This is a genomic window from Bradyrhizobium sp. WSM4872, from assembly GCF_055811715.1.
Genome location: NZ_JBVVPT010000034.1, coordinates 1 through 21,370, shown reverse-complemented (window position 1 = coordinate 21,370; position 21,370 = coordinate 1). Strand labels below are relative to the sequence as shown.

The window sequence follows — 21,370 nt, the reverse complement described above, 5'->3', positions numbered from 1 at the left end:
GTCACGCCCTTGAACCAGATCGCGCCGCGCCGGACGTCCGATCATTCCGGCGCCTGCTTGGGCGGCCGTGGAAAGAACGCGCTGGTGCGTGCCTGATAGTCCCGATACCGGCGGCCGCGGGATCGAAGCATCTGGACCTCGAGCGGGGGTATTCCTGTCACGTGCACGAGTATCCAGTACATCATCGCCGGCGCGATCAGGCTCGCCCAGCCCCATGCGTAGCCCGGCGACAGCGCGATGACCGGATAAGCGAGCCATCCGAGCCATTCGAAGAAATAATTCGGATGACGCGACCAGCGCCAAAGCCCGACATCACAGACCAGGCCCGCGTTGGCCTTATGGCGCTTGAAGCCCCGCAATTGCTCGTCGGCGATCGCTTCGCCTGCAACAGCCGCAAGCATGATGGCGGCTCCGGCATAGTCCTGAACGCCCAGAGCGGCCCGCGGAGCGTGTGCAGCCAGGAGGACCGCGAACGGCAGCGGCACCGAGGCGAAGGCCTGCGACTGCAGGAACGCAAACATGCGACGCGGCGCCTGCGAGCCCCATTCCTGCGCATACCTGGCATATCGCGGATCGTCGATACCCGCCGCGGCGCGGCGGGCGATATGCGTCCCGAGCCTCGCCGACCAAAGCAGCACCAGCCCGCCCACGAGCAGCTGGCGCACTGGCAGCGCCTCGGCGAACGGCAAAAGGGCCGCAACCGCCCCGACGAGGCCGACCGAGAAGGTCCAGATCGTATCGACCCACCCGGAATTGCCCGTTCGCTGCTGAACGATCCAGGCCAGCCCCATCAACAGCGACAGGGCAAGCGCGATGCCGGCGATGATCAGTATTTGCAGGAAATCCATGCCCTCACCATAAGCAAACTTGGATCCTTACGTCCGCCTTATGCCCCGGTTTCACGGGTGATCCACGCTGTCCGCTGGAACGTTTCCTCAAGCGCGTGTGGACGGGTCAGCGATTAAAGCTGTCCTGAGCCGGCGACGGACGACATTGGCCCGAAACCGGATGTTCCGGCCGTCGCTGGTGGTATTTGGGGGCGACAAGGCATGCGTTTAGCCGTGATCGGGACGGGAATTGCCGGCAATGCCGCCGCATGGCTCCTGTCCGAACGTCATGCCGTGACCGTCTACGAGCGCGAATTGCGACCGGGTGGACACAGTCATACAGTGCGCGTTGACTACGATGGCGAAGAGATCGACGTCGACATCGGCTTCATCGTGTTCAACGAGCCGAACTACCCGGAATTGACGTCTCTGTTCGCGCACCTGGGTGTGAAGACCGAGGAGACATGCATGAGCTTCGCGATGTCGGCCGACCATGGCCGGTTCGAATGGCGGGGTGGTGGCGAGACCTTCCTTCAGGTCGCCTCCGGCCTGTTTGCCCAGCCGCGCAACCTCTTGTCCCCCTCGTATTTTCGCATGCTGGCCGAGGTCCGACGCTTCAACAAGGAAAGCGTCTCCGACTTGCGGGCTGGCCGGCTCCAGAACCTCACACTCGGCGAATATCTGCGCAAGGGAGCGTTCAGCCCGCGGCTGTTCAGCGATTATCTGGGACCGATGGGGGCCGCCATCTGGTCGTCGCCCTCGGCCGAGATCCTCGCCTTTCCCGCGGAAAACTTCATCGCCTTTTTCGACAATCACCGGCTGTTGCATCTGGATCGGCCGCTCTGGCGGACCGTCCAGGGCGGCAGCCGGCGCTATGTCGAGAAGCTCACGGCCGGGTTCAAGGCCAGCATCCGGTTCGGCTGCGCGGCCACATCGATCCGTCGAACCGAGCACGGTGTGACGATCGGCGACAGTCACGGCCATCAGGAATCCTACGACGCTGTCGTGATGGCCTGTCACAGCGATCAGGCCCTGGCGATGCTGTCGGATGCCGACCCACGCGAGAGATCCATTCTCGGCGCGATCCGCTACGCTCCAAACACGGCCTATCTGCACCGCGACATCAACCTCATGCCGAAACGCCGCAATGCATGGGCATCCTGGAACCTCTTGCGCTGGCAACGCGAAACGCCTGCACAGAACGACGTCGCCGTGACCTACTGGATGAACCGGTTGCAGGGCATCGACGACAGCAAGCCGCTGTTCGTCAGCCTCAATCCCCCTTGCGAGCCGGCGCCTCATCTCACCTTCGGCAAGTTTACATTCGCGCATCCGCAATATGACGCAAGCGCGTTTGCTGCGCAGAGGAATCTGCCCGAAATCCAGGGACGTCGCCGTACCTGGTTTTGCGGCGCGTGGACCGGCTACGGATTCCATGAGGATGGTTTGCGCTCCGGCATCGCCGTTGCAGAGGCACTTGGCAGTGAGGTGCCGTGGCGGCAGTCCGGCGAGTTGCTGGCGCAGGCTGCTGAGTAGAGCATGTTGCAACCGGGCGCTCCAGAACGAACGGCGACGTCATCTGCAGCCGCGCTCTATCTGGGCAGGGTGACGCACGCGCGCATGCGGCCCGTGCATCACAGGTTCGCTTACCGGGTCATGAACCTGCTCATCGACCTCGACCGGCTTGATGAAGCGGATCGCCAGTCTCGCCTGTTCGGCGTCAATCGCGCGTCAGTCTTCAGCTTTCACGAATCCGATCACGGCAAGCGCAACGGCGCATCCTTGAGCAACCATGTGCGACGCCTGGCCGAACAACGCAATATCGATCTGTCGGGCGGGCGCATCCTCCTTTTGTGCTATCCGCGGCTCTTCGGCTTCGTGTTCAATCCGCTTTCGATCTACTTCTGCTATGACCGCTGCGGCAATCTTGCGCTGCTGATCTACGAAGTCCGCAACACTTTTGGCGAAATCCATTCCTACGTCCTTCCGGTCGAGGACGCTGCTGCCGGCGGTGCCATACGACAATGCCAGGCGAAGGAGTTCTACGTCTCGCCATTCATGGAGATGCGAACGAAGTATCGCTTCAGCATTGCCCCGCCGGACCAGCACGTGAAGGTCAGAATCGTGCAGACCGACGAGCACGGCGCTATATTTACGGCCGCATTCTCCGGGCGACGTCGCCCGCTGACCAGCCGCTCGCTGTTGGCGACGCTCGTCACTCTGCCACTTCTCACCTTCAAGGTCGTCGCGGCCATTCATTGGGAAGCGATCCGGCTTTGGCTGAAAAATGTTCCTTACGTTCCCCGTCCGAACCAACGCCGAATGTGAAGCCATGGACCTCGCAGCCACTCACCAGACTGCTCGTTTCGATGACGTTCCCTTGCTCGCGCGGCTCGCGCTGCGGCTTGCCTCGCGGCTCAAGCTCGGCACCGTGGATGTTCGCCTTCCCGACGGCAGAACGGTGGTGTTGCGGGGAACGCATCCGGGTCCGTCGGCGACCATCGAACTCAACAGTTACGCCTTCGCGCGAAGTCTGGTCCTGGGCGGCGATATCGGCATGGCCGAGGCTTACGTTCGAGGCGATTGGAGCACGCCGGATCTCTCCCAGCTGCTTTACGTGTTCTGTCTCAACCAAGACCTGGTCGATAGCGCCTTCGCCGGCAATGCACTGGTCCGGCTTTGCCGGCGCGCGCTGCATCGGTTGCGCCGAAACACGCGACTGGGATCGCGGCTGAATATCCACGCCCACTATGATCTCGGCAACGCGTTCTTTGCGGCCTGGCTCGATCCGAGCATGACCTACTCGTCGGCATTGTTCTCGCCCGATGCGACCGACCTGCTCGCCGCTCAACGGCACAAATACGAACAGCTGGCGAAAGCGATCGAGCTGCGGCCCGGGCATACCCTGCTCGAGATCGGCTGCGGCTGGGGCGGCTTTGCCGAATATGCCGCCAAAACTTACGGCGCCAAGGTATTGGCGCTCACCATCAGCAAGGAGCAGCACGCATTCGCCAGCCGGCGAATCCACGAAGCCGGGCTCGGCGAAAAAGTCGAGGTCCGGTTGCAGGATTATCGCGATCAGGACGGGCAGTTCGACCGTATCGCCTCGATCGAGATGATCGAGGCCGTCGGCGAGCCGTTCTGGCCGACATACTTCAATCAACTGCATCAACGGCTCAAGCCGGGCGGTCTTGCCGGCATCCAGGCGATCACCGTCCGGGACGAGCTCTTTGACAGCTACCGGCGGCGCGTGGACTTCATCCAGCGATACATTTTTCCGGGCGGGATGCTGCCTTCGCCGAATGTCCTGCGCTCACTCGGCGAACGCGTGCAGATGCCTTTGATCCGCGAGCGGGTCTTTGGACAGGACTATGCCAAGACGCTCGCGGTCTGGCGAACGAGCTTCGGCCATGCCTGGACGGACCTGACCTCGCTCGGATTCGACGAGCCGTTCCGGCGGCTGTGGGAATATTATTTGTGCTACTGCGAGGCAGGTTTCAGGGCCGAAAAGATCGACGTCCGGCAGCTGGTATTCGCGCGCCGAAGCTGACGATTAGGAACATGAGCCGATCGTCCGATTTGCTCTGCCACGGATACGAAGACGCGGCAGGCAAAGGAGATCGAAGATGCATCGCTCCAGATTGGCAACCACTCTGGCCCTGATAGGCCTCTTTGCTTTGGGACCGGCACAAGCGCAACGGCAGGCCGGCCAGGACTCGGGGGGAGACTCGGCGGGAGGCAAGGACCAGCAGTTCCTCAACTACGCCGCCGAAGACAACCAAGCGGAAATTCAAGTCTGCCTGCTGGCGGAAAAGCGGGCAGTTAACCCGGCTTTGAAGGCCTTTGCACGGCTCATGGTGAACGATCACGTGCAAATCGAGAGCCGTCTAGCGGCGCTCGGCAATGAGTTGCACGTATCCCTGTCCGACGGGATCGGGAAGGAAGGCCAAGAAACTCGGTCGAAGATGGCGCAGCTGACCGGCGACGCTTTCGAAAGCGCCTTCATGCAGACCCAGATCAAGGATCACTCCGAAGACATCGAAAAATTCTCGAACGAGATGCACTCGAGCGAGAATACAAGAATCAAACAGTTCGCCACGGAGACTGTCCCGATCCTGCAGCAGCATCTGGCCCTCGCACGCGCCGTCCAGGCGCAACTCGGCAGCAAGACGGTCGGAAAATCGGATAACTAGCTAGGTGCGGCTGAATGATTTGGAGATCAGGCTCTCACAAGAGCCGTGGTGCCCAGGGGCGGAATCGAACCACCGACACTGCGATTTTCAGTCGCATGCTCTACCAACTGAGCTACCTGGGCGTGCTCCAAAGAGGGGCCAAAGCCCATCGAGCGGGCGGTTTATAGTGGGCTGAAGGCTGCCTGTCCACCCACGCTTCGCCGATGGCTTCGCGGGCCGCGGCCCGGCAGTGCACAAGGCGGGACGGGGCTCGGAGGGAACGGCGCGCGACGGCGCATCGAGAACTTAAATAATTGATACGATAGGCTTATTCCTCTCCATCGGCCTCGTCATCCCGGCCGGGAATGACATAGGAGCCTTTCAGCCAGCGGTTCAGATCGACGTCGCGGCAGCGTTGGGAGCAGAACGGGCGGGTGGCCCCGGACTGCGGCTTGCCGCAGATCGGGCAGGTTTTGAGAGGGCTTGCGGGCTTTTTCACCTGGTCGTCCATAGGGTGCTCGGCTTACACGAGGTGAGAGAGTTCAAGAGCCTGTCGCCAAAGGGGTTCCTCCGGCGGAAGCGCAGGCGTCCCGGCCAGATTCCCGCGGGCTAATTCTACTGTGCATGGGGTTGTTTTCGCGATTTTTGCAGGAGCGGCTTGTCGGCTCAGACGGCGGTGGCGTTGAGCCAGCCGAAGCGGATCGGGAAACCTTCGCCGCCGAGCAGCGTGGTGGTCTCGTAGAGCGGCAGGCCGACGACGTTGGTGTAGGACCCCACCATCTTGACCACGAATGAGCCGGCGATGCCCTGCACGGCGTAGCCGCCGGCTTTGCCGCGCCATTCGCCGGAGCCGATATAGGCCTGGATGTCGTCTTCCGAGAGGCGCTTGAATCGGACGCGGGTCTCGACCAGGCGCTGGCGGAAGGCCTCGCGCGGCGTCACCAGGGTGATCGCGGTGTAGACGCGGTGGTTGCGGCCCGACAGCAGCCGCAGGCACTGCGCGGCCTCGTCGACGAGGTTGGCCTTGGGCAGGATGCGGCGGCCGACCGCCACCACCGTGTCGGCGGAGAGGATGAAGGCGCCGCGCAGCTCGTCGTCGAGCTGCACCGATTTGAGCGCCGCATCCGCCTTGGCGCGCGCGAGCCGGTTGGCGCAGGCGCGAGGCAGCTCGCCCCGCTTCGGCGTCTCATCGACGTCGGCGGGCCGGAGCGCGTCCGGCTCGATGCCGGCTTGGTTGAGCAGCGACAGGCGCCGCGGCGAACCGGAGGCGAGAACGAATTTGGGGCGGCCGAGCATCAGGTGATTTGGGGAATGAAGCAGGGGGTGAATTGCGCGCGGAACCTATCGGACGGGGGCTGATTTCACAACCCGGGAACCCGGACTTTACCGATTCGACGGGCACGGGAAGCGTGTGCCTGCAGTCTGTGACGCGGGTGTTACGGGCGTCGAATGCTACCCGTTCGCCGCGCCCACCTTCGAAAATCGCCGGCGGATGCGCATCAGGAGTTGGTCGCAGACGTCGCGGTAAGCCGCCAACTTCTGGTCGCGGCTGCCTTCCATGGTGGTGGGATCAAGCGTCGGCCAATACTCGACCTCGGCCGCAAGCGTGCGGGTCAGCTCCAGCGCCTTGTGGTGCGCCTCCGGCGACAGCGTGATGATCAGGTCGAAATTCAGCCCCTCCCAATCCTCCAGTTCCTCGAAGGTCTGCGGCTTGTGGGTGGAGATGTCCTGGCCGAGCTCGGCCATCACGGCGACCGCGAACGGATCGAGCTCGCCGCGCCTGGCGCCGGCCGACTTCACGTAAAGGCCTTGCGGAAACATGTGACGCAGCAGGCTCTCGGCCATCGGCGAGCGCACGCTGTTCATGGCGCAGGCGAACAGCACCGATTGCGGATCGCGTGCGCGTGGCGGACCCGCCATCGCGCTTAACCCTTCCAGTGCAGGACGGTAATGAGCGTGAACAGCCGGCGCGAGGTCTCGAAATCGACCCGCACCTTGCCCTTCAGCCGCTCCTGCAGCGTGCGCGAGCCCTCGTCGTGGATGCCGCGGCGGCCCATGTCGATGGCCTCGATCTTGTCCGGCGTCGCCGTACGGATCGCCTGGTAGTAGCTGTCGCAGATCATGAAATAGTCCTTCACGATCCGCCGGAACGGCGTCAGCGACAACAGATGCGCGACCACGGGCGTGCCGTCCTCGCGGCGGATGTCGAACATCAGGCGGCTGCCGGTGATGCCTATATGCAGCGTGAAGGGGCCCTTTCCGTCGGCGCCCTCCGGCGCGAACAGGTTCTGCTCGATCAGATCGTAGATCGCGATCGCGCGCTCATGCTCGATGTCCGGCCCGGAACGGCCGATCGAGTCCTCGTCGAGCGTGACGCCGACGATGCGATTTTGCGAGTCGTCCTGTTCGGGCGGCTGGGTCATGACAAATTGAGGCGCAATCCAATCGAGCGCGAATGGGCATCAAGCCCCTCCGCCTTGCCGAGAATCATCGCGGCCGGACCCAGCGCACGCAGCTGATCCGGGCCGCATTTCAGGATCGAGGTGCGCTTGAGGAAATCGTGCACCGAGAGCCCCGACGAGAATCGTGCCGAGCGCGCCGTCGGCAGCACGTGGTTGGAGCCGCCGACATAGTCGCCGATCGCCTCCGGCGTATGCGGCCCCAGGAACACGGCGCCGGCGTTGCGGATCTTTGCGGCGAGCGCGTCGGGATCTTGCGTCATGATCTCGAGATGCTCGGCGGCAATCGCATCCGCAAGCGGAATGGCGTCGTTGAGGTTCTTCACCATGATGATGGCACCGAAATCGGCCCAGGAGGCGCTGGCGATCGCGGCGCGCGGCAGCGTCTTCAACTGCGCCTCGACGGCCTTTTCGACATCGGCGGCAAGGCGCGCCGAATCGGTGATCAGGATCGACTGCGCGCTGGAATCGTGCTCGGCCTGCGCCAGCAGGTCGGCGGCAATCCAGTCGGCATTGCCGGTGTCGTCGGCGATGACGAGCACCTCCGAGGGACCGGCGATCATGTCGATGCCGACCTTGCCGAACACCAGCCGCTTTGCCGCGGCGACATAGGCGTTGCCGGGTCCGACGATCTTGGCGACCGGCGCGATCGTCGCGGTGCCATGCGCGAGCGCAGCAACCGCCTGCGCGCCGCCGACGCGATAGATCTCGGTGACGCCGCCAAGCTTTGCTGCCGCCAGCACTAGCGGATTGAGCTTGCCGTCGGGCGAGGGCACCACCATGACGAGACGCGTCACGCCGGCGACCTTTGCCGGCACCGCATTCATCAGCACCGAGGACGGATAGGCCGCAGTGCCGCCGGGCACGTAGAGGCCGGCGGATTCGATCGCGGTGTAGCGCCAGCCGAGCTCGACGCCGAGCTGATCGGTGAAACGCTCGTCCTTCGGCAGTTGCCGGCGGTGATAGATCTCGATGCGGTCGCGCGCGAGTTGGAGCGCATCCAGCGTCGCTGCATCGCAGGCCTTCACCGCGGCCTCGATCTCGGCGGCGGTGACGCGCAGGCCGGATGCATCGAGCGTCAACCGGTCGAACTTTGCCGTGGCCTCGAGCAGGGCAGCATCGCCCCGCTTCGCCACGTCGTCGACGATGGCACGCGCGGCCGCCTCGACGTCGGCCGAGGCCTCGCGTTTGGCGGCGAGGAAGGCCCCGAATCGCTGATCAAAATCGGCGCTGCTGCGGTCGAGACGAACGGGCATCTTGGCTTCTAACTGGTTTTTGGGGGCGCGGCTTGGCTCACCAGGCCCCTGCTCAATGGCGCGGCGGGGAAGCTGCGTCAACCCTTGGGCCGGGCCGTTCCCCTTCGGCGTTGTCCTGGCGAAAGCGGAATGCGTGGCCTTGGCATGCCACTCACCCCTCGCCTTCAGCCTCCAACCCCGTTCCTAGCTGATCCGCTCCCAGATCAGTCAGCTCGCATTCCAGGCATTCGACGTCGAGGCGGATGGCGCCGCCTTGGGCGAACAGCAGCAGCGCGCTCCCGCCGGGGGCGTCCTGGCCGTGGAATTCGATGCCGACGAGGTCCAGGACGGTGTCCGGCGCGTCGAGGTCGATGTTGCGCGACTTGCAGGCGAGCACGCGGTCGAAACGGAGGGCGGCCACCAGCCTGCGCGGCTCGGCCTCGCCGTCCAGCGTCTGCTCCCAGTCCAACCGGCTCATGCCGACGACCAGCCGCTTTTCGCTCTGCCGCCATATGATGTCCGAGGGCTGCACGCGGGCGTCCTGGACGTGGGCCGAGATCACGGAGAGGTCGTCGGCGTCGAGTGCGATCAGTTTGAGCTGGGGAGACATCGACGGCGCTTTCTGCTTCGGGCGGACGGGGCTCAACGCGCGCCGGCGGCGAAATTTCCCTAGAACTAACGCCCCACTGGTCTAGAGGCTATTGATATCCTCCATCTCCAGCACCTTTCGCGGATACCCCTCCCGCGCAACCCGGATCATGGCGCGGCCGATCTGCTCGGTCGAGGTGACGAGCCGCGGCGAGAGCCGGCGCAGCACCGACCACAGTGGCCAGGTTGCGGCATATACGGCCTGCACCCACGCGGTCTTGGAGCGGGCACCGTGGAGCGGTTGGATCGCACCGGGCCGGAACATGTAGGCCGCCCTGAACGGTAGCTTGAGCAGATCGTTCTCGGTCTTGCCCTTGATCCGCGCCCACATCCGCGCACCCTGCTCGGTGGAATCGGTGCCGGCGCCCGTGACATAGACGAATGTCATCTGCGGATTGAGCCGTGCCAGCGCGGTCGCCGCTGCGAGCGTGAGGTCATAGGTGAGACGACGGTAGCGCTCCTCGCTGATGCCGATCGAGGAGACGCCGAGGCAGAAGAAGCAGGCGTCGAAGCCGGTGAGCTGCGCTTCGATCGCCGAATAGTCCGTGAAATCGCCGTGCGTGATCTCCGTGAGCTTGGCGTTGCGCACGCCGGTCAGGCTGCGGCCGATCGCAACCACGCGGTCGATGCCGGCATCGATCAGGCATTCGCGCAAGACGCCCTGCCCGACCATGCCGGTCGCGCCGAAAATGATGATCTGCATCGGGAGCTCCCCGACAGGCTCGCGGCTCATGCGGCGGCCGCGATCTCGTCGAAGGATATACCGGTCAACGTCGCCGAGACATCCCACAGCATGGCTGCCGAGGCGAAATCCTTCGCCTGCGGCATGATCTTCGCCGGCCGCGGCGGCCCTTTCAATTCGTAGAACCCGTTCGGACCGTAATAGCGGCCGGGCTCCGCCGACGGCGAGGTCGCCGCAAACAAAGTCGGCAGCGCGCCTTCCGCGGCAGACTGGCTGATGAAAGGCTGCAGCCAGCGGCTCACGCGCGACTGGAACGTGTTCGCACCCGGCCCGTTCGAAATCAGATCGGTCCGCGCGTAGCCGGGATGTGCGGCAAGGCTCGTCAGACCCCATCCTGAGGCGAGGCTGCGGCGCTGCAACTCCAGCGAAAACATCAGCATCGCCAGTTTGGACTGGCAATAAGCCCGCCACGGACGATAGGAATGCCTAGCCTGCAGATCGTCGAAATTGATCGAACCGGAGCGGTGCGCAAGGCTCGAGAGGTTCACGACCCGAGCCGCCTTCGCCCGGCGAAGCTGCGGCAACAGCTGCGCCGTCACCGCGTAATGACTGAGATAATTGGTGCCGAGCTGCATCTCGAAACCGTCCGCCGTCTGCTGCCGCTTCGGCAGCGCCATCACGCCGGCATTGTTGACGAGCAGGTCGAGCTGCTCGTTGCCGGCGGCGAAGCGCCTGGTAAAATCGGAGACGGAGGCCAGGCTGGCGAGGTCGAGATGCTCGTAGGCGATCAGTGCATTGGGAAAGCGCTCGCAAATGCCCTCGATCGCGCGCAGGCCCCTTGCGTCGTTGCGCCCGGTGAGTATGACGATGGCCCCGGCGCCCGCCAGCGCCATCGCCGTTTCATAGCCGAGGCCGCCCGTCGCTCCGGTCACGACGGCAGTCTTGCCGCTGAGGGAGGGGATGTCTGTCGTGGTCCAGTCGGTCATGCCATAGCTCCGTCGGGCTGGGAAAAGGCCCGCGACGGGTCTAAATGTGCACTGAGTGCAATTTTGCAAGTGGTGAAATGATTTGAAGCTTTCAAAGGTCGCCGGGAAATCAGTCAACAGGCGCACCAAGCCATTGCCGGCAGGGGCAAAATCCGCCGATGGCCCCGGCCTGCGCCAGCGTAAATTGCAGGAGACCCGCGAACGGTTGACCCGCGGGGCGATGGCACTATTCCTGGAGCGTGGCTTCGAGGCCACGACCATCGACGACATCGCTGCCGCGGCCGACGTGTCGCGACGCAGCTTCTTCCATTATTTCGCCTCGAAAGAGGACGTGGTCGCGGCCTGGCAGGAAGGCGCCGCTGCCGCACTGGTCGCGGAGGTCGTGGCGCGGCCGGCGGGCGAAACCATGCTGACGGCGGCCGAGAACGCGATCGCGGCGGCGCTCAAGCGGATCGATCCTGCCGAGGCTGCGGCCATGTCGCGGCTCAAGCGCGACAATCCCGCGCTTCGGGCGCGCGATCAGCTCAAATACGAGAAGCTCGAGCGGGCGCTGGCCGACGGGCTCGCCCAGCGCGCCAGAACCAAATCGGACCAGTTGAAGGCACGCCTCGTCGCCATGATCGCCACCGGCGCGATGCGCGTCGGCGGCGAGAGCTGGATCGGCGGAGGGGCGCGGGAGAAGCCGGAAGCTTTCGTCAAGCGCACCTTCGACGCGATCAGGGCGATATTGGCGTAAGGCCGCTCACTCCTTGAAGAACGCCAGCAGGTCCGCATTGATGGTCTCGGCGTGCGTCGTCGGCATGCCGTGCGGGAAACCCTTGTAGGTCTTCAGCGTGCCGTTCTTCAAGAGCTTGGCCGACAGCGGCGCGGAATCGGCGTAGGGCACGATCTGGTCGTCGTCGCCGTGCATCACCAGCACCGGCACCGTGATCTTCTTCAAATCCTCGGTGAAGTCGGTCTGCGAAAACGCGACGATGCCGTCGTAATGGGCCTTCGCGCCGCCCATCATGCCCTGGCGCCACCAGTTCTGGATCACCGCTTCCGACGGCTTTGCACCGGGACGATTGTAGCCATAGAAGGGGCCGGCCGCGATGTCGCGGTAGAAGCTGGCGCGGCCGGCAGCGAGCTGCACCTGGAAATCGTCGAACACGCTCTTCGGCAGGCCGCCGGGATTGGCCTCCGTCTTCAGCATAAGCGGCGGCACCGCGGAGAGGATCGCGGCCTTCGCCACCCGGCTCTCGCCGTGGCGCGCGATGTAATGCACGACTTCGCCGCCGCCGGTGGAGTGGCCGACATGGATCGCTTTCTTCAGGTCGAGATGCGCGGTCACGGCCGCGAGATCGTCGGCATAATGATCCATGTCGTGGCCGTCGGCGACCTGCGACGAGCGGCCATGGCCGCGACGGTCATGCGCGATGACGCGATAGCCGCGGGTGACGAAGAACATCATCTGCGCGTCCCAATCGTCGGCCGACAGCGGCCATCCGTGGCTGAACACGATTGGCTGGCCACTTCCCCAGTCCTTGTAGAATATCTCGACGCCGTCCTTGGCGGTGATGGTAGGCATTGTCAGGCTCCTTGAATGATCAGGCGAACGCCATCGGCTTGAAGCGGCGCCAGGCACCGACGGTGAGCACCACGAAGAACACCAGCACGAGGCCCTGCACCACGGCGAACACGGGACCTCCGGGCGGCGCCGGCGCCACGGCGGGCGCGAGCGCGGCAAGCGCCGGCACCTTCAGGAACGACTGGATCACCAGCACGAAGACGTTGAAGTAGAGCGAGATCATCGCGGTCACGATGTAGACCGGGCGCCAGACGCCAGCGAGCTTCATGCCGTAGAGCGCGATGCAGGCAATCGCGAGCAGCACCAGCGAGATGATGCCGATGATATGTGACGGCAGCAGTTCCTTGAACGGAAACAGGAAGCCGGTGGCGCTGGTGAGGATCGTGAACAGCAGGAAAATCGCGGTCAGGCCCGGCATCGGCTTCGAGCCGAGCAGGCCGAACATCACGACAAGGCCGGCTGCGATGCCGATCAGGCTGATGATGACATGAACCAGCGTGAAGGCGGGCAAGCTCAACCCAAGAACCATGACATCTCTCCTACTCTCTGCGTCGAGTTCGGGATTGATATTACGGTCCTCATCGGATTGCCACACGCGCTGGTGTCACACATGCGTGCGCAGCCATGCGTCATCGTGCGAATCGACAAACGCATGGCTGAGTTTTTTGCAACGCTGTCACAAACGACGGCAGTTTGTGGTGCGTAGCCCGGATGGAGCGATAGCGTAATCCGGGATTTTCGCATGCAAATGCAGTGTCCCCGGATTGCGCTTCGCTCCATCCGGGCTACGAGTCGACGAAAGTCGAATCGCGGCTCACACTTCCTTGGTGTCGAAGATCAACAGGTCGGCGCCGCCACTGGCGAATTTCGGCACGTCAGCGCCGGTCGCCTTACCTTCCGGGCTAGCGAATGCCGCCTGGATGTCGGCCGTGCTGTCGAAGGTGAGAATGGCAACGAGATGGATTCCGGAAGGTCCAGCGGGGGAGCCGACCGGCCCCTTGCTGATGGCGTACTTCTTCAGGCCTGGAAGTTTCTTCGCGAGCGGAATGTGGGTCTCGGCATAGTATTTGTCGAAGGCCGCAGCATCCGTGGGCGTTTTATACAGCACGACGATTTCAGCCATTTAGTCCTCCCGTTAAGCGTTTTCTTTGTCGATCCTCATGGTGAGGAGGCGCGCGAGCGCCCCTGCGGACGATACTTGCGCATCGCCGCGCGAACCATGCAGGCCCGGCTGTTGCATCCGGGCCTTCGTCCTTCGAGACGCGCGCGATGCGCGCTCCTCAGGATGAGGAGATAGTCCCGCATCACACCGCAGGATGGCAAGCCTCAATCGACTTGCCATCTGCTTGTCTTCTCCTTGACTCATTGTTTGAGCACGATCTTTTCGGAACCGCTGCACGCTTTCCGGATCGTGCTCTAAAGCGCCGGTTTTGCGGCGTCGCCGAGGAAGCCGTGCAGGGAGGCCACGACCTGGGCGCCCTCGCCGATGGCGCCGCCGACGCGCTTGACCGAGCCGGAGCGGACGTCGCCGACGGCGTAGACGCCGGGCACCGAGGTCTCCAGCGGTGCGACCAGTCGGCCCTGGTTCTGCTCGGACTGCGCACCCGTCACGACGAAGCCGCCGCGATCGAGCGTCACGCCGCAGCCGTCGAGCCAGTTGGTGGCGGGATCGGCGCCGACGAACAGGAAGAGATTGCGGATGTCTGCGAAATCCTCGTCGCTCGAGAGCCGGCTCTTCCAGCGGATGCGCCGCAGCAGCGAGGCCTCGTCGCCTTCGAGCGCCGTGATCTCGGTGTTGAACATCAGTTCGATATTCGGCGTGGCTTCGATGCGCTCGATGAGATAGCGCGACATGCTGGCGCCGAGGCCGCCGCCGCGGATGATCATCAGCACCTTCTTGGCGTGCCCCGAGAGGAAAACAGCGGCCTGCCCCGCCGAGTTGCCGGCCCCGACCAGCGCGACCTCCTCGCCGGCGCACAGCTTCGCCTCGACCGGCGAGGCCCAATACCAGACCCCGCGGCCCTCGAACGTGTCGAGGTTCTCGATCTCGGGTCGGCGATAGCGCGCGCCGCTCGCGACCACCACCGCGCGCGAATGCAGGGGATCGCAGCCGTCGAGCGCCACCGAAAACGCGCCATCCTTGCGCGTGCAGTCGAGCGACTTCACCGTCATCGGGATCATGATCTCCGCGCCGAACTTTTGTGCCTGGTTGAAGGCGCGCGCGGTCAGGGCCTGGCCGGAAATGCCGGTCGGAAAGCCCAGATAGTTTTCGATGCGCGCGCTGGCGCCGGCCTGGCCGCCGAAGGCGCGGGTGTCGAGCACGGCGACCGAGAGGCCTTCGGACGCGGCATACACGGCCGTAGCGAGCCCGGCCGGCCCGGAGCCGACGATCGCGACGTCGTAGATGCGATCGTTGCGCGGGCCGCCGATCATGCCGATCGCGCGCGCAAGCTCGGTTTCGCCGGGGTTGCGCAGCACCGCACCATCGGGAGTGACGACCAGCGGCCAGTCGTCCGGCTTGGGCGAATAACGCGCGATGACGTCGGCGGCGTCGCGATCGCGCGCGGGATCGAGCAGATGATGCGGCTGGCCGTTGCGTGTGAGGAAGCCCTGCAGCCGCACCACGCCTGCCGAATGCGACGGACCGATCAGCACGACGCCGCCGACGCCGCCCTGCAGCAGATTGACCCGGCGCAGGATCAGCGCGCGCATGATGCGCTCGCCGAGCTCGGCCTCGGCGACCAGCAGCGCGCGCAGCCGCTCCGGCGGCAACAGCAGCGTCTCGACATCGCCTTCGGCGCGGCCGTCCACCAGCGCCGGCCGTCCGGAGAGCTGGCTCAGCTCGGCCAAAAATTGCCCCGGCCCCTGGTCGATCAACGGCGTGACATGACCAAGGCCATCGCGCTGGGTGATGGCGACGTGGCCCTTCAGCACGACGAACATGCCCGGCCCGGGCTTCCCGGTTTCGAACAGGAATTCCCCATCGGCATAGTTGCGGACCTCGCCGAAATGTCTCATCCGCTCGATCTCGGCTGATGTCAGCGTCGGAAAGGTCTGTTCAGGGCGGGTGAACCGCGACATCTGCGCGTCACTCTCGGGTCGTTGCTCGTCCTGCCCCATTGCCACGTCCATGCACTCCAAAATTCTAGTCGCCGGTCTTGTCGGCTATCTCGCCGGCGGTCCCCTCATCTAGGGAATCATCTTCGTTCCGCGAGGGGCCGCCACTTGCGGCCCGTTCGCGCGCCTGCATCTTTCGCCGTTTCAGGTTTTCGCGCAGCGCCGATTTCAGCCGGTCGTCGCGAGACGCCCGGTCGTGTCTGGAGTCCTGCTTCGTGCTCTTGTCGTTCTCGTCTGCCATCGAGGTCCATTACAGCGATCGGCGATAACATGCCCGAGGAATAAGGCAGCTCAAGAGGCCCGCGCGATCCGATCGTGCGAAAATCGAAATGGATTGAATCCGGCGTATCGGGCAACTGGCCAGTTGGGTGGGGATATCGGAACCTATTCCGCGGAAAGTCGGCCGTTTCGAGCCAAAATAGGCATTTTGGCCCCGATATCGACCCGATTTTATCGCCTTGGCTGAGCCAGCAAGCTTGCACAGGAGGGGGGCTTGTGGCAGATATCGGCCCGCTTGGTAGGCCCCTCGTGGCGGCCGATTCTTACCCCAGCACATGCTGCCGTAGCTCAGTGGTAGAGCACTCCATTGGTAATGGAGAGGTCGACAGTTCAATCCTGTCTGGCAGCACCATTCCCTGGCTCAAATCGCACATGAAGCAGCCTTCTCGCGGCACGAGATGCCCGAGCTTTGCTTTTACCTTGACCCTCCTCTGTGAAGAGGGCGCAGGGAAGACCGGGTGCCGGCTGGCACCCGCGGTCCGCTGCGCGAAAGCACACGCAAAAAGACCGCACAGCAGCATACAGGTGACGCCGAACACTCGGCCTTCCCTGCGCAGTGGGTTGACGGCTTATGCCGCGCTCTCCCCGGCGACGAGTTCCTTTTTGTCACCGTCGCCTTGCGAATTGACGATGGCCAAAGACCCAGTTGAGCCTCGATCCATCTCCGCAAGGCTTGACCGTAGCAACGACGGCCAGGACCACACGATTTTGCCGTACGCAGCGATCCGGCTTCGCCAAGAGGCTTCGCCGGACACGTCCTGCTTCGCCCGAAGGCTTCACTGGACTTGAGCGCCGTTCGTCCGCACGCAACAGGACCTCACGAGGTTCATCTCGCCCTGATCCCGCCTTCGCGTGCCCGGCACTGCCGCGTCCACCGCCCCCCGATCCACGTTCGTTATGACGGACGATCGCCCCTCTCCCTGGACCGGGATGGCGGATTGATACTGCGATTCCGAATTTCGGTAAAGTGGAATATTTTTCTGGAGGAGGGTTGACGAGGTTTTGCGGGAGGCGGGTGTTTTGCCCGACGGGTCGCCCTTGGCCACGCGTGCTGCTTTTGACATAATCGGCGAATCCAAGAGGCAATCCCGCGACAGTCCTGGCGCAGCTAAGACCTTGTTCGGTGGCCAAGCATGCATGATGGGTTTCGCAAGTGCTCTACCCATCCTACGCGAGCCTAAGACTAAAAAAGGAGAGAGGCATGCTTGGGAACGCGAAGGTGGCAACCCGGCTTCCAGCCAAAGACCTCGATCGGGCGCGAGCGTTCTATTCGAAAAAACTCGGGCTCGAGCCGGTCGAACAGCGCGAGGGTGGACTCCGTTACGTCTGTGCGAATGGCGAGTTTGCGATATTCATCTCGGCCGGACTGCCATTCGGCACGCACACACAGATGGGCTGGGAAGTCGAGGATATCGAGGCAACGGTGCGCGCGCTTCGCGTGCGGGGAGTCGAGTTCGAGGAATATGACCTACCCGGCTTGAAGACCGTTGATGGAATTGCTGCGATTACCGGGAATTACCCCAGCAAGGGTGTCGGTGAGCGGGGCGCGTGGTTTCGCGACAGCGAAGGTAACCTGCTGGGAATCGGGCAGCCGATTCGATCTTGACGAGCAGCTGGGTCGCTCGTGTCGTCGACATGCGGATGGCCACCGCCAACCATCGCAGCCTTGCGGCGGTGACGAAACATGATGGGTTTCGCAAGTGCTCTACCCATCCTACGCATTATCACTTGATCACTTGTCGCCACCCACCTGATGCCCCGCAAAGCGATCGTCGGACCGGCGCAGCCGTCGGCAGAGCTCGCGATTGATGTTCTGCAGGACGATCACATAGGCGTGGATATCGGCCTTGTAGCAGGCATAGAGCTTTTGGGCGGTCAACTCGTAGAGCACCGTCGGACTTTCCGCGATCACCGTGGCGGATCGATTCTGCATTTCAATCAGCGTCATTTCACCGAAGAAATCGCCGGGCTGCAGAACGGAAATCGGGATTACGCTCCCCGCATTCGCCCGCTTGCTCACCGCCAGCCGACCGGATTTGACGATGAACAGCGAGCGTCCGGGCTCGCCCTCCGTCACGACGGTTGCTCCGGTATCAAATTGGCACTCGACCAGCATCGACATCAGGAGATCGAGACTTTGATCCGGGATACCGCCGAAGAACGGCGTGGCGAGCAGGAATGCTTTCAGGTCGGGCACACTGACGGCCATCGCGGGAGGATAATCTTCACGGCCTTCCGCGGCAAGCAGAGGAGACATCGGCGCTGACGATGCTCAACGTGTTGGAACAAGGCGGTCAGCGAAAATTTCGTAGCTCGTAGGTGAGCAAAGCGAAGCGTGCCCACCAACCACTATTGATAGATAGATGGTGGGCACGGCGCTACGCGCCTTTGCCCACCCTACTCTTACTGCCGCGCAACACTCTCGCCGCGGAGCGTTCGCTTTCGCCAGAGATCAACCATGACCTTGACGGTCGCCGCGAGCACGGCTGCGCACAGCGCCCCCTTCGACACTGTCTCCATCGCCCCCTCGATCAGCAGGCAATGGGCCACGCTGCCTGCGACGATGACGATCGCGAGGGGAACATGGACGATGCGCCAGGTGCGCAGCCGCAGTCCCAATCGTCGGCGTAGCAGCGCCAGAAGCGCGACCGTGAAGATGGCCCACATGGCGGTCACGCCGAAGGGGGAGAACGGCGTCGGCGATGTATAGGTCAGGGCGTCGATCATATCGGGCGGGCTGGTGATCCAGAGGCCGGCGACATGGATCACGACGGCCAGAGCCAGCGCGCCGCCGATCCAGTGATGGGCGCGCCGGCCGCGATAGGCCGACAGACCCGGCAGATATCCGCCGATCAGCAGGGGCTGAACGAGCACGAGACCGAGCGCGATGATCCCGGCGAAGCCGGCGAGGATGTAGACCGGGCCGCGCCATGCGAGCTGCTCGCTTCCGGCAGCGAGCGCGATCGGCACGCCGATGGCCAAAGCAAGGGCAACCCAGATCAGGGACGCCCGGGCCGATCTCCAGCCTTTCATTTGCAATGTGGTCAGGCCGGCTGCAGCACGAAATGCGCTTCCAGGCTGGTTTCCTTGGCGCTCCGCATCACCGGTCGCAGGAAAACGGTTTTGAACTCACCGCTGTCATAGGCGAGGTGGCCATGCGGCTGGCCGAAGATGGGAATGATCTGCGGCATCTCGAGCCGGAACTTGCCGTCCTTGTCAGTGAGCGTGGCGCCATGGCTCTGCGGCTCGTGCTCCTGTCCTTCGGTGGTGTGCGCCCAGATCTGGATGCGCTGGTCTGCGAGCGGCGCCCCGTCGCCGGCGCGGCGCACGGTGCCGCTCATCCAGAAGCCGCCCTTGCCGATCCGCTCCACGATCGCCGCGCCCTTGCGGTAGTTGTTCGCCCCGCCCGACATCGTCTCGGTCGGTGCGAGGCCGTCCGCGCGGGCAGGCAATAGCAGGCCGGGAACACCGGTTGCCAACATGCCGGTGGCCAGGGCGGAGCCGCCAGCGACAAGGAGGTTGCGGCGATTGAGTAGGACCGTGGTCATGTCGGTTCCTCCTGCAACGGAGCAGTAGCTCCGGCAATGGTACAACAACAGGGGCGAGACGCCCAGTTGAGACGAGGGGTGGAACGGGGCGCGATGACGGTGTTGTGAACGGGGGTGCAGGCCGCTCGCACACGCCATCAATGATCGTCTTCTTCCTTCACCAGCGTCAACAAGCGAAGCGTCAGGAACGTGAATACGGCGACCGTCACCGCGACATCGTAAGCGCCGAGCCCGACGGAGACGCCGATGGCGCCGGTGGCCCAGAGACTCGCGGCCGTCGCGGTGCCCTGCACCGAATTCCCCTGCTTGAGGATAGCGCCACCGCCGATGAAGCCGATGCCGGTGATGAGGCCCTCGATCACCTTTGCCATGCCGTCGGGCGAATGCACGAGCAGGCTTTCGCTGGCCTGCACGAAGCCGCAACTTGCCATTGCGACCAGCGGAAAGGTGCGCAAGCCCGCGCTTCGCGCCCGCTTCTCGCGGTCCCAGCCAATGGGAACGGCGAGCGCGAAGGCCGCAGCCAGCGCAACGACATGAACGCCGATATTGAATCTGTCCAAAGGAAAGTCCTCGAAATAAAAATCGTGGCCATTGATTAAACCGGCCAGCAACGCCGCAATGCGGCCCGAGGTTTCGGTGCAGGCGAATTTGCCGCATGCATCAGTGCAGCGAGGCTTCGCCTCCGCGCGATGGAGGCGGCGCAGCACCATGATCGTTTCCGCTGGTATTCCTGCGGCCGGCTCCTACATGTCGAGTCCACGTTCCCATCGCACGCGCCATTCGGACCCACCCATGATCCCCTTCTCCGTGCTCGACCTCGCGCCCATCCGCCAAGGCGGCGATGCGTCACAAGCGTTTCGCAATTCGCTCGATCTGGCCCGGCACGCCGAAAGCTGGGGCTACAAGCGGTTCTGGCTGGCCGAGCATCACAACATGACCGGCATCGCGAGTGCGGCGACCTCGGTGGTGATCGGGCATATCGCGGGCGGCACTAAAACCATCCGGGTCGGTTCCGGCGGAATCATGCTGCCGAACCATTCGCCGCTGGTCATCGCCGAGCAGTTCGGCACGCTGGCCTCGCTCTATCCCGGGCGGATCGATCTCGGGCTCGGGCGGGCGCCGGGCACCGACCAGTTCACCGCGCGGGCGCTGCGGCGCGATCTCGCCACCAGTTCCGAGAATTTTCCGCAGGACGTGCTGGAGTTGCAGGCGCTGCTCGGCGACGTGCAGCCGAACCAGGCCATCCGCGCCGTGCCGGGCATGGGGACGAAGGTGCCCCTGTGGATCCTGGGCTCCAGCACCTTTGGCGCGCAGCTCGCAGGCATGCTCGGCCTGCCGTTCGCGTTCGCTTCGCATTTCGCGCCGCAGATGATGATGCCGGCGCTGCGCGAGTATCGCGCGCGCTTCGAGCGGTCGGCCCAGCTCGACAGGCCCTACGCGATGGTCGGGGTCAACGTGTTCGCCGCCGACAGCGACGCGGGCGCGCAGCGCATGTTCTCCTCGCTGCAGCAGCAGTTCATCAATCTGCGCCGCGGCACGCCCGGCCCGCTGCCGCCGCCGGTCGACGACATGGATGCACTCTGGTCGCCGGCGGAGAAGGCGATGGTCGGCCAGTCGCTGTCCTGCTCGGCGGTCGGCTCGCCTGCCGTGGTGGAAGAGAGGCTGAAGGCGCTGATCGCCGAGACCGGCGCGGACGAATTGATGACCACGGGCCAGATCTACGACCACGCCGCACGGCTGCGCTCGTTCGAGATCGCAGCCGGGGTAAGGGATCGGCTGGCGGGGTGAGCGCAGAGTCTGGCGCCCGACAAAGGTGCGTTCCCTCCCCCCTTGTGGGGGAGGGCTAGGGA

25 protein-coding genes and 2 tRNA genes are annotated in these 21,370 nt (G+C 64.1%); 8 read left to right on the top strand and 19 right to left on the bottom strand.

Annotated elements, in window-relative coordinates; translation table 11 throughout:
* Nucleotides 1-41: 41 nt before the first annotated feature.
* Nucleotides 42-848, bottom strand: coding sequence for a DUF1295 domain-containing protein (locus AC0L3C_RS31110; RefSeq protein ID WP_473409857.1), 807 nt, complete (start codon nucleotides 846-848; stop codon nucleotides 42-44).
* A gap of 201 nt (nucleotides 849-1,049) precedes the next feature.
* On the opposite strand from AC0L3C_RS31110, the gene AC0L3C_RS31105 reads away from it, so the two are divergent.
* From AC0L3C_RS31105 to AC0L3C_RS31090, 4 genes are all read left to right on the top strand, one after another.
* Nucleotides 1,050-2,363 carry an NAD(P)/FAD-dependent oxidoreductase gene (locus AC0L3C_RS31105; protein WP_473409856.1) on the top strand — a complete coding sequence of 438 codons (1,314 nt, stop codon included), beginning with the start codon at nucleotides 1,050-1,052 and terminating at the stop codon, nucleotides 2,361-2,363.
* Between the two features lie 3 nt (nucleotides 2,364-2,366).
* The gene (locus tag AC0L3C_RS31100; RefSeq protein WP_473409855.1) at nucleotides 2,367-3,155 is read left to right on the top strand and encodes a DUF1365 domain-containing protein; all 789 of its coding nucleotides are present in this window, start codon (nucleotides 2,367-2,369) and stop codon (nucleotides 3,153-3,155) included.
* A gap of 4 nt (nucleotides 3,156-3,159) precedes the next feature.
* Nucleotides 3,160-4,377, top strand: coding sequence for a class I SAM-dependent methyltransferase (locus tag AC0L3C_RS31095; RefSeq protein WP_473409854.1), 1,218 nt, complete (start codon nucleotides 3,160-3,162; stop codon nucleotides 4,375-4,377).
* A gap of 76 nt (nucleotides 4,378-4,453) precedes the next feature.
* Nucleotides 4,454-5,020, top strand: a complete 567-nt coding sequence (locus AC0L3C_RS31090) for a DUF4142 domain-containing protein (protein ID WP_473278737.1) — start codon at nucleotides 4,454-4,456, stop codon at nucleotides 5,018-5,020.
* Between the two features lie 46 nt (nucleotides 5,021-5,066).
* On the opposite strand, the gene AC0L3C_RS31085 is transcribed toward AC0L3C_RS31090, so the two are convergent.
* The 9 genes from AC0L3C_RS31085 to AC0L3C_RS31045 all read right to left on the bottom strand — a co-directional run bounded on the left by AC0L3C_RS31085 (nucleotide 5,067) and on the right by AC0L3C_RS31045 (nucleotide 11,009).
* Nucleotides 5,067-5,142, bottom strand: a tRNA-Phe gene (locus AC0L3C_RS31085).
* A 185-nt stretch (nucleotides 5,143-5,327) separates the two neighbouring features.
* On the bottom strand, nucleotides 5,328-5,510 hold the full coding sequence (gene yacG / locus AC0L3C_RS31080; RefSeq protein WP_473409853.1) for a DNA gyrase inhibitor YacG: 183 nt from the start codon (nucleotides 5,508-5,510) through the stop codon (nucleotides 5,328-5,330).
* A gap of 155 nt (nucleotides 5,511-5,665) precedes the next feature.
* Nucleotides 5,666-6,295 carry a Maf-like protein gene (locus AC0L3C_RS31075; protein ID WP_007597557.1) on the bottom strand — a complete coding sequence of 210 codons (630 nt, stop codon included), beginning with the start codon at nucleotides 6,293-6,295 and terminating at the stop codon, nucleotides 5,666-5,668.
* Between the two features lie 156 nt (nucleotides 6,296-6,451).
* The gene (locus AC0L3C_RS31070; RefSeq protein ID WP_473264381.1) at nucleotides 6,452-6,919 is read right to left on the bottom strand and encodes an arsenate-mycothiol transferase ArsC; all 468 of its coding nucleotides are present in this window, start codon (nucleotides 6,917-6,919) and stop codon (nucleotides 6,452-6,454) included.
* Nucleotides 6,920-6,924: 5 nt separating this feature from the next.
* Nucleotides 6,925-7,422 (bottom strand): UPF0262 family protein, encoded by a 498-nt coding sequence (locus AC0L3C_RS31065; protein ID WP_007615473.1) that lies wholly within the window; start codon nucleotides 7,420-7,422, stop codon nucleotides 6,925-6,927.
* The gene (gene hisD, locus AC0L3C_RS31060; protein WP_473409852.1) at nucleotides 7,419-8,714 is read right to left on the bottom strand and encodes a histidinol dehydrogenase; all 1,296 of its coding nucleotides are present in this window, start codon (nucleotides 8,712-8,714) and stop codon (nucleotides 7,419-7,421) included. The genes AC0L3C_RS31065 and hisD overlap by 4 nt, the downstream gene beginning before the upstream one ends.
* Before the next feature lie 151 nt (nucleotides 8,715-8,865).
* Nucleotides 8,866-9,303: a DUF2948 family protein gene (locus AC0L3C_RS31055; protein ID WP_007615475.1), complete on the bottom strand. Its 438-nt coding sequence runs from the start codon at nucleotides 9,301-9,303 to the stop codon at nucleotides 8,866-8,868.
* An 81-nt stretch (nucleotides 9,304-9,384) separates the two neighbouring features.
* Complete coding sequence (locus AC0L3C_RS31050; protein WP_473409851.1) at nucleotides 9,385-10,044, bottom strand: NAD(P)H-binding protein; 660 nt, start codon at nucleotides 10,042-10,044, stop codon at nucleotides 9,385-9,387.
* Between the two features lie 26 nt (nucleotides 10,045-10,070).
* A complete protein-coding gene (locus AC0L3C_RS31045) occupies nucleotides 10,071-11,009 on the bottom strand; it encodes an SDR family oxidoreductase (protein ID WP_473409850.1) in 939 nt (312 codons plus the stop codon).
* An 82-nt stretch (nucleotides 11,010-11,091) separates the two neighbouring features.
* Here AC0L3C_RS31045 and AC0L3C_RS31040 point away from each other — a divergent pair, with 82 nt between their 5' ends.
* Nucleotides 11,092-11,745 carry a TetR/AcrR family transcriptional regulator gene (locus AC0L3C_RS31040; protein ID WP_473278749.1) on the top strand — a complete coding sequence of 218 codons (654 nt, stop codon included), beginning with the start codon at nucleotides 11,092-11,094 and terminating at the stop codon, nucleotides 11,743-11,745.
* 6 nt (nucleotides 11,746-11,751) lie between these two features.
* Here the strand turns inward: AC0L3C_RS31040 and AC0L3C_RS31035 are convergent, their stop codons facing one another.
* The 5 genes from AC0L3C_RS31035 to AC0L3C_RS31015 form a co-directional block, all read right to left on the bottom strand.
* Nucleotides 11,752-12,576, bottom strand: coding sequence for an alpha/beta fold hydrolase (locus AC0L3C_RS31035; RefSeq protein ID WP_473409849.1), 825 nt, complete (start codon nucleotides 12,574-12,576; stop codon nucleotides 11,752-11,754).
* Between the two features lie 19 nt (nucleotides 12,577-12,595).
* Nucleotides 12,596-13,105: a hypothetical protein gene (locus tag AC0L3C_RS31030; protein ID WP_473264388.1), complete on the bottom strand. Its 510-nt coding sequence runs from the start codon at nucleotides 13,103-13,105 to the stop codon at nucleotides 12,596-12,598.
* Nucleotides 13,106-13,390: 285 nt separating this feature from the next.
* On the bottom strand, nucleotides 13,391-13,699 hold the full coding sequence (locus AC0L3C_RS31025) for an EthD family reductase (RefSeq protein ID WP_007615494.1): 309 nt from the start codon (nucleotides 13,697-13,699) through the stop codon (nucleotides 13,391-13,393).
* Nucleotides 13,700-13,992: 293 nt separating this feature from the next.
* Nucleotides 13,993-15,696, bottom strand: a complete 1,704-nt coding sequence (locus AC0L3C_RS31020; RefSeq protein WP_473409885.1) for an FAD-dependent oxidoreductase — start codon at nucleotides 15,694-15,696, stop codon at nucleotides 13,993-13,995.
* Between the two features lie 25 nt (nucleotides 15,697-15,721).
* Nucleotides 15,722-15,934, bottom strand: coding sequence for a hypothetical protein (locus tag AC0L3C_RS31015; protein ID WP_473278752.1), 213 nt, complete (start codon nucleotides 15,932-15,934; stop codon nucleotides 15,722-15,724).
* Between the two features lie 315 nt (nucleotides 15,935-16,249).
* Between AC0L3C_RS31015 and AC0L3C_RS31010 the strand changes: the two genes are divergently transcribed.
* Nucleotides 16,250-16,324, top strand: a tRNA-Thr gene (locus tag AC0L3C_RS31010).
* A gap of 849 nt (nucleotides 16,325-17,173) precedes the next feature.
* Nucleotides 17,174-17,578: a VOC family protein gene (locus AC0L3C_RS31005; RefSeq protein ID WP_473409848.1), complete on the top strand. Its 405-nt coding sequence runs from the start codon at nucleotides 17,174-17,176 to the stop codon at nucleotides 17,576-17,578.
* A gap of 126 nt (nucleotides 17,579-17,704) precedes the next feature.
* Here the strand turns inward: AC0L3C_RS31005 and AC0L3C_RS31000 are convergent, their stop codons facing one another.
* From AC0L3C_RS31000 to AC0L3C_RS30985, 4 genes are all read right to left on the bottom strand, one after another.
* Nucleotides 17,705-18,181 (bottom strand): Crp/Fnr family transcriptional regulator, encoded by a 477-nt coding sequence (locus AC0L3C_RS31000; RefSeq protein ID WP_473409847.1) that lies wholly within the window; start codon nucleotides 18,179-18,181, stop codon nucleotides 17,705-17,707.
* Nucleotides 18,182-18,375: 194 nt separating this feature from the next.
* The gene (locus tag AC0L3C_RS30995) at nucleotides 18,376-19,005 is read right to left on the bottom strand and encodes a ferric reductase-like transmembrane domain-containing protein (RefSeq protein WP_473409846.1); all 630 of its coding nucleotides are present in this window, start codon (nucleotides 19,003-19,005) and stop codon (nucleotides 18,376-18,378) included.
* Nucleotides 19,006-19,016: 11 nt separating this feature from the next.
* On the bottom strand, nucleotides 19,017-19,520 hold the full coding sequence (locus tag AC0L3C_RS30990) for a peptidase associated/transthyretin-like domain-containing protein (protein ID WP_473409845.1): 504 nt from the start codon (nucleotides 19,518-19,520) through the stop codon (nucleotides 19,017-19,019).
* A gap of 137 nt (nucleotides 19,521-19,657) precedes the next feature.
* Nucleotides 19,658-20,080 carry an MgtC/SapB family protein gene (locus tag AC0L3C_RS30985; protein ID WP_473264396.1) on the bottom strand — a complete coding sequence of 141 codons (423 nt, stop codon included), beginning with the start codon at nucleotides 20,078-20,080 and terminating at the stop codon, nucleotides 19,658-19,660.
* Between the two features lie 232 nt (nucleotides 20,081-20,312).
* Here AC0L3C_RS30985 and AC0L3C_RS30980 point away from each other — a divergent pair, with 232 nt between their 5' ends.
* A complete protein-coding gene (locus tag AC0L3C_RS30980) occupies nucleotides 20,313-21,308 on the top strand; it encodes an LLM class flavin-dependent oxidoreductase (RefSeq protein ID WP_473409844.1) in 996 nt (331 codons plus the stop codon).
* Nucleotides 21,309-21,370: the final 62 nt, after the last annotated feature.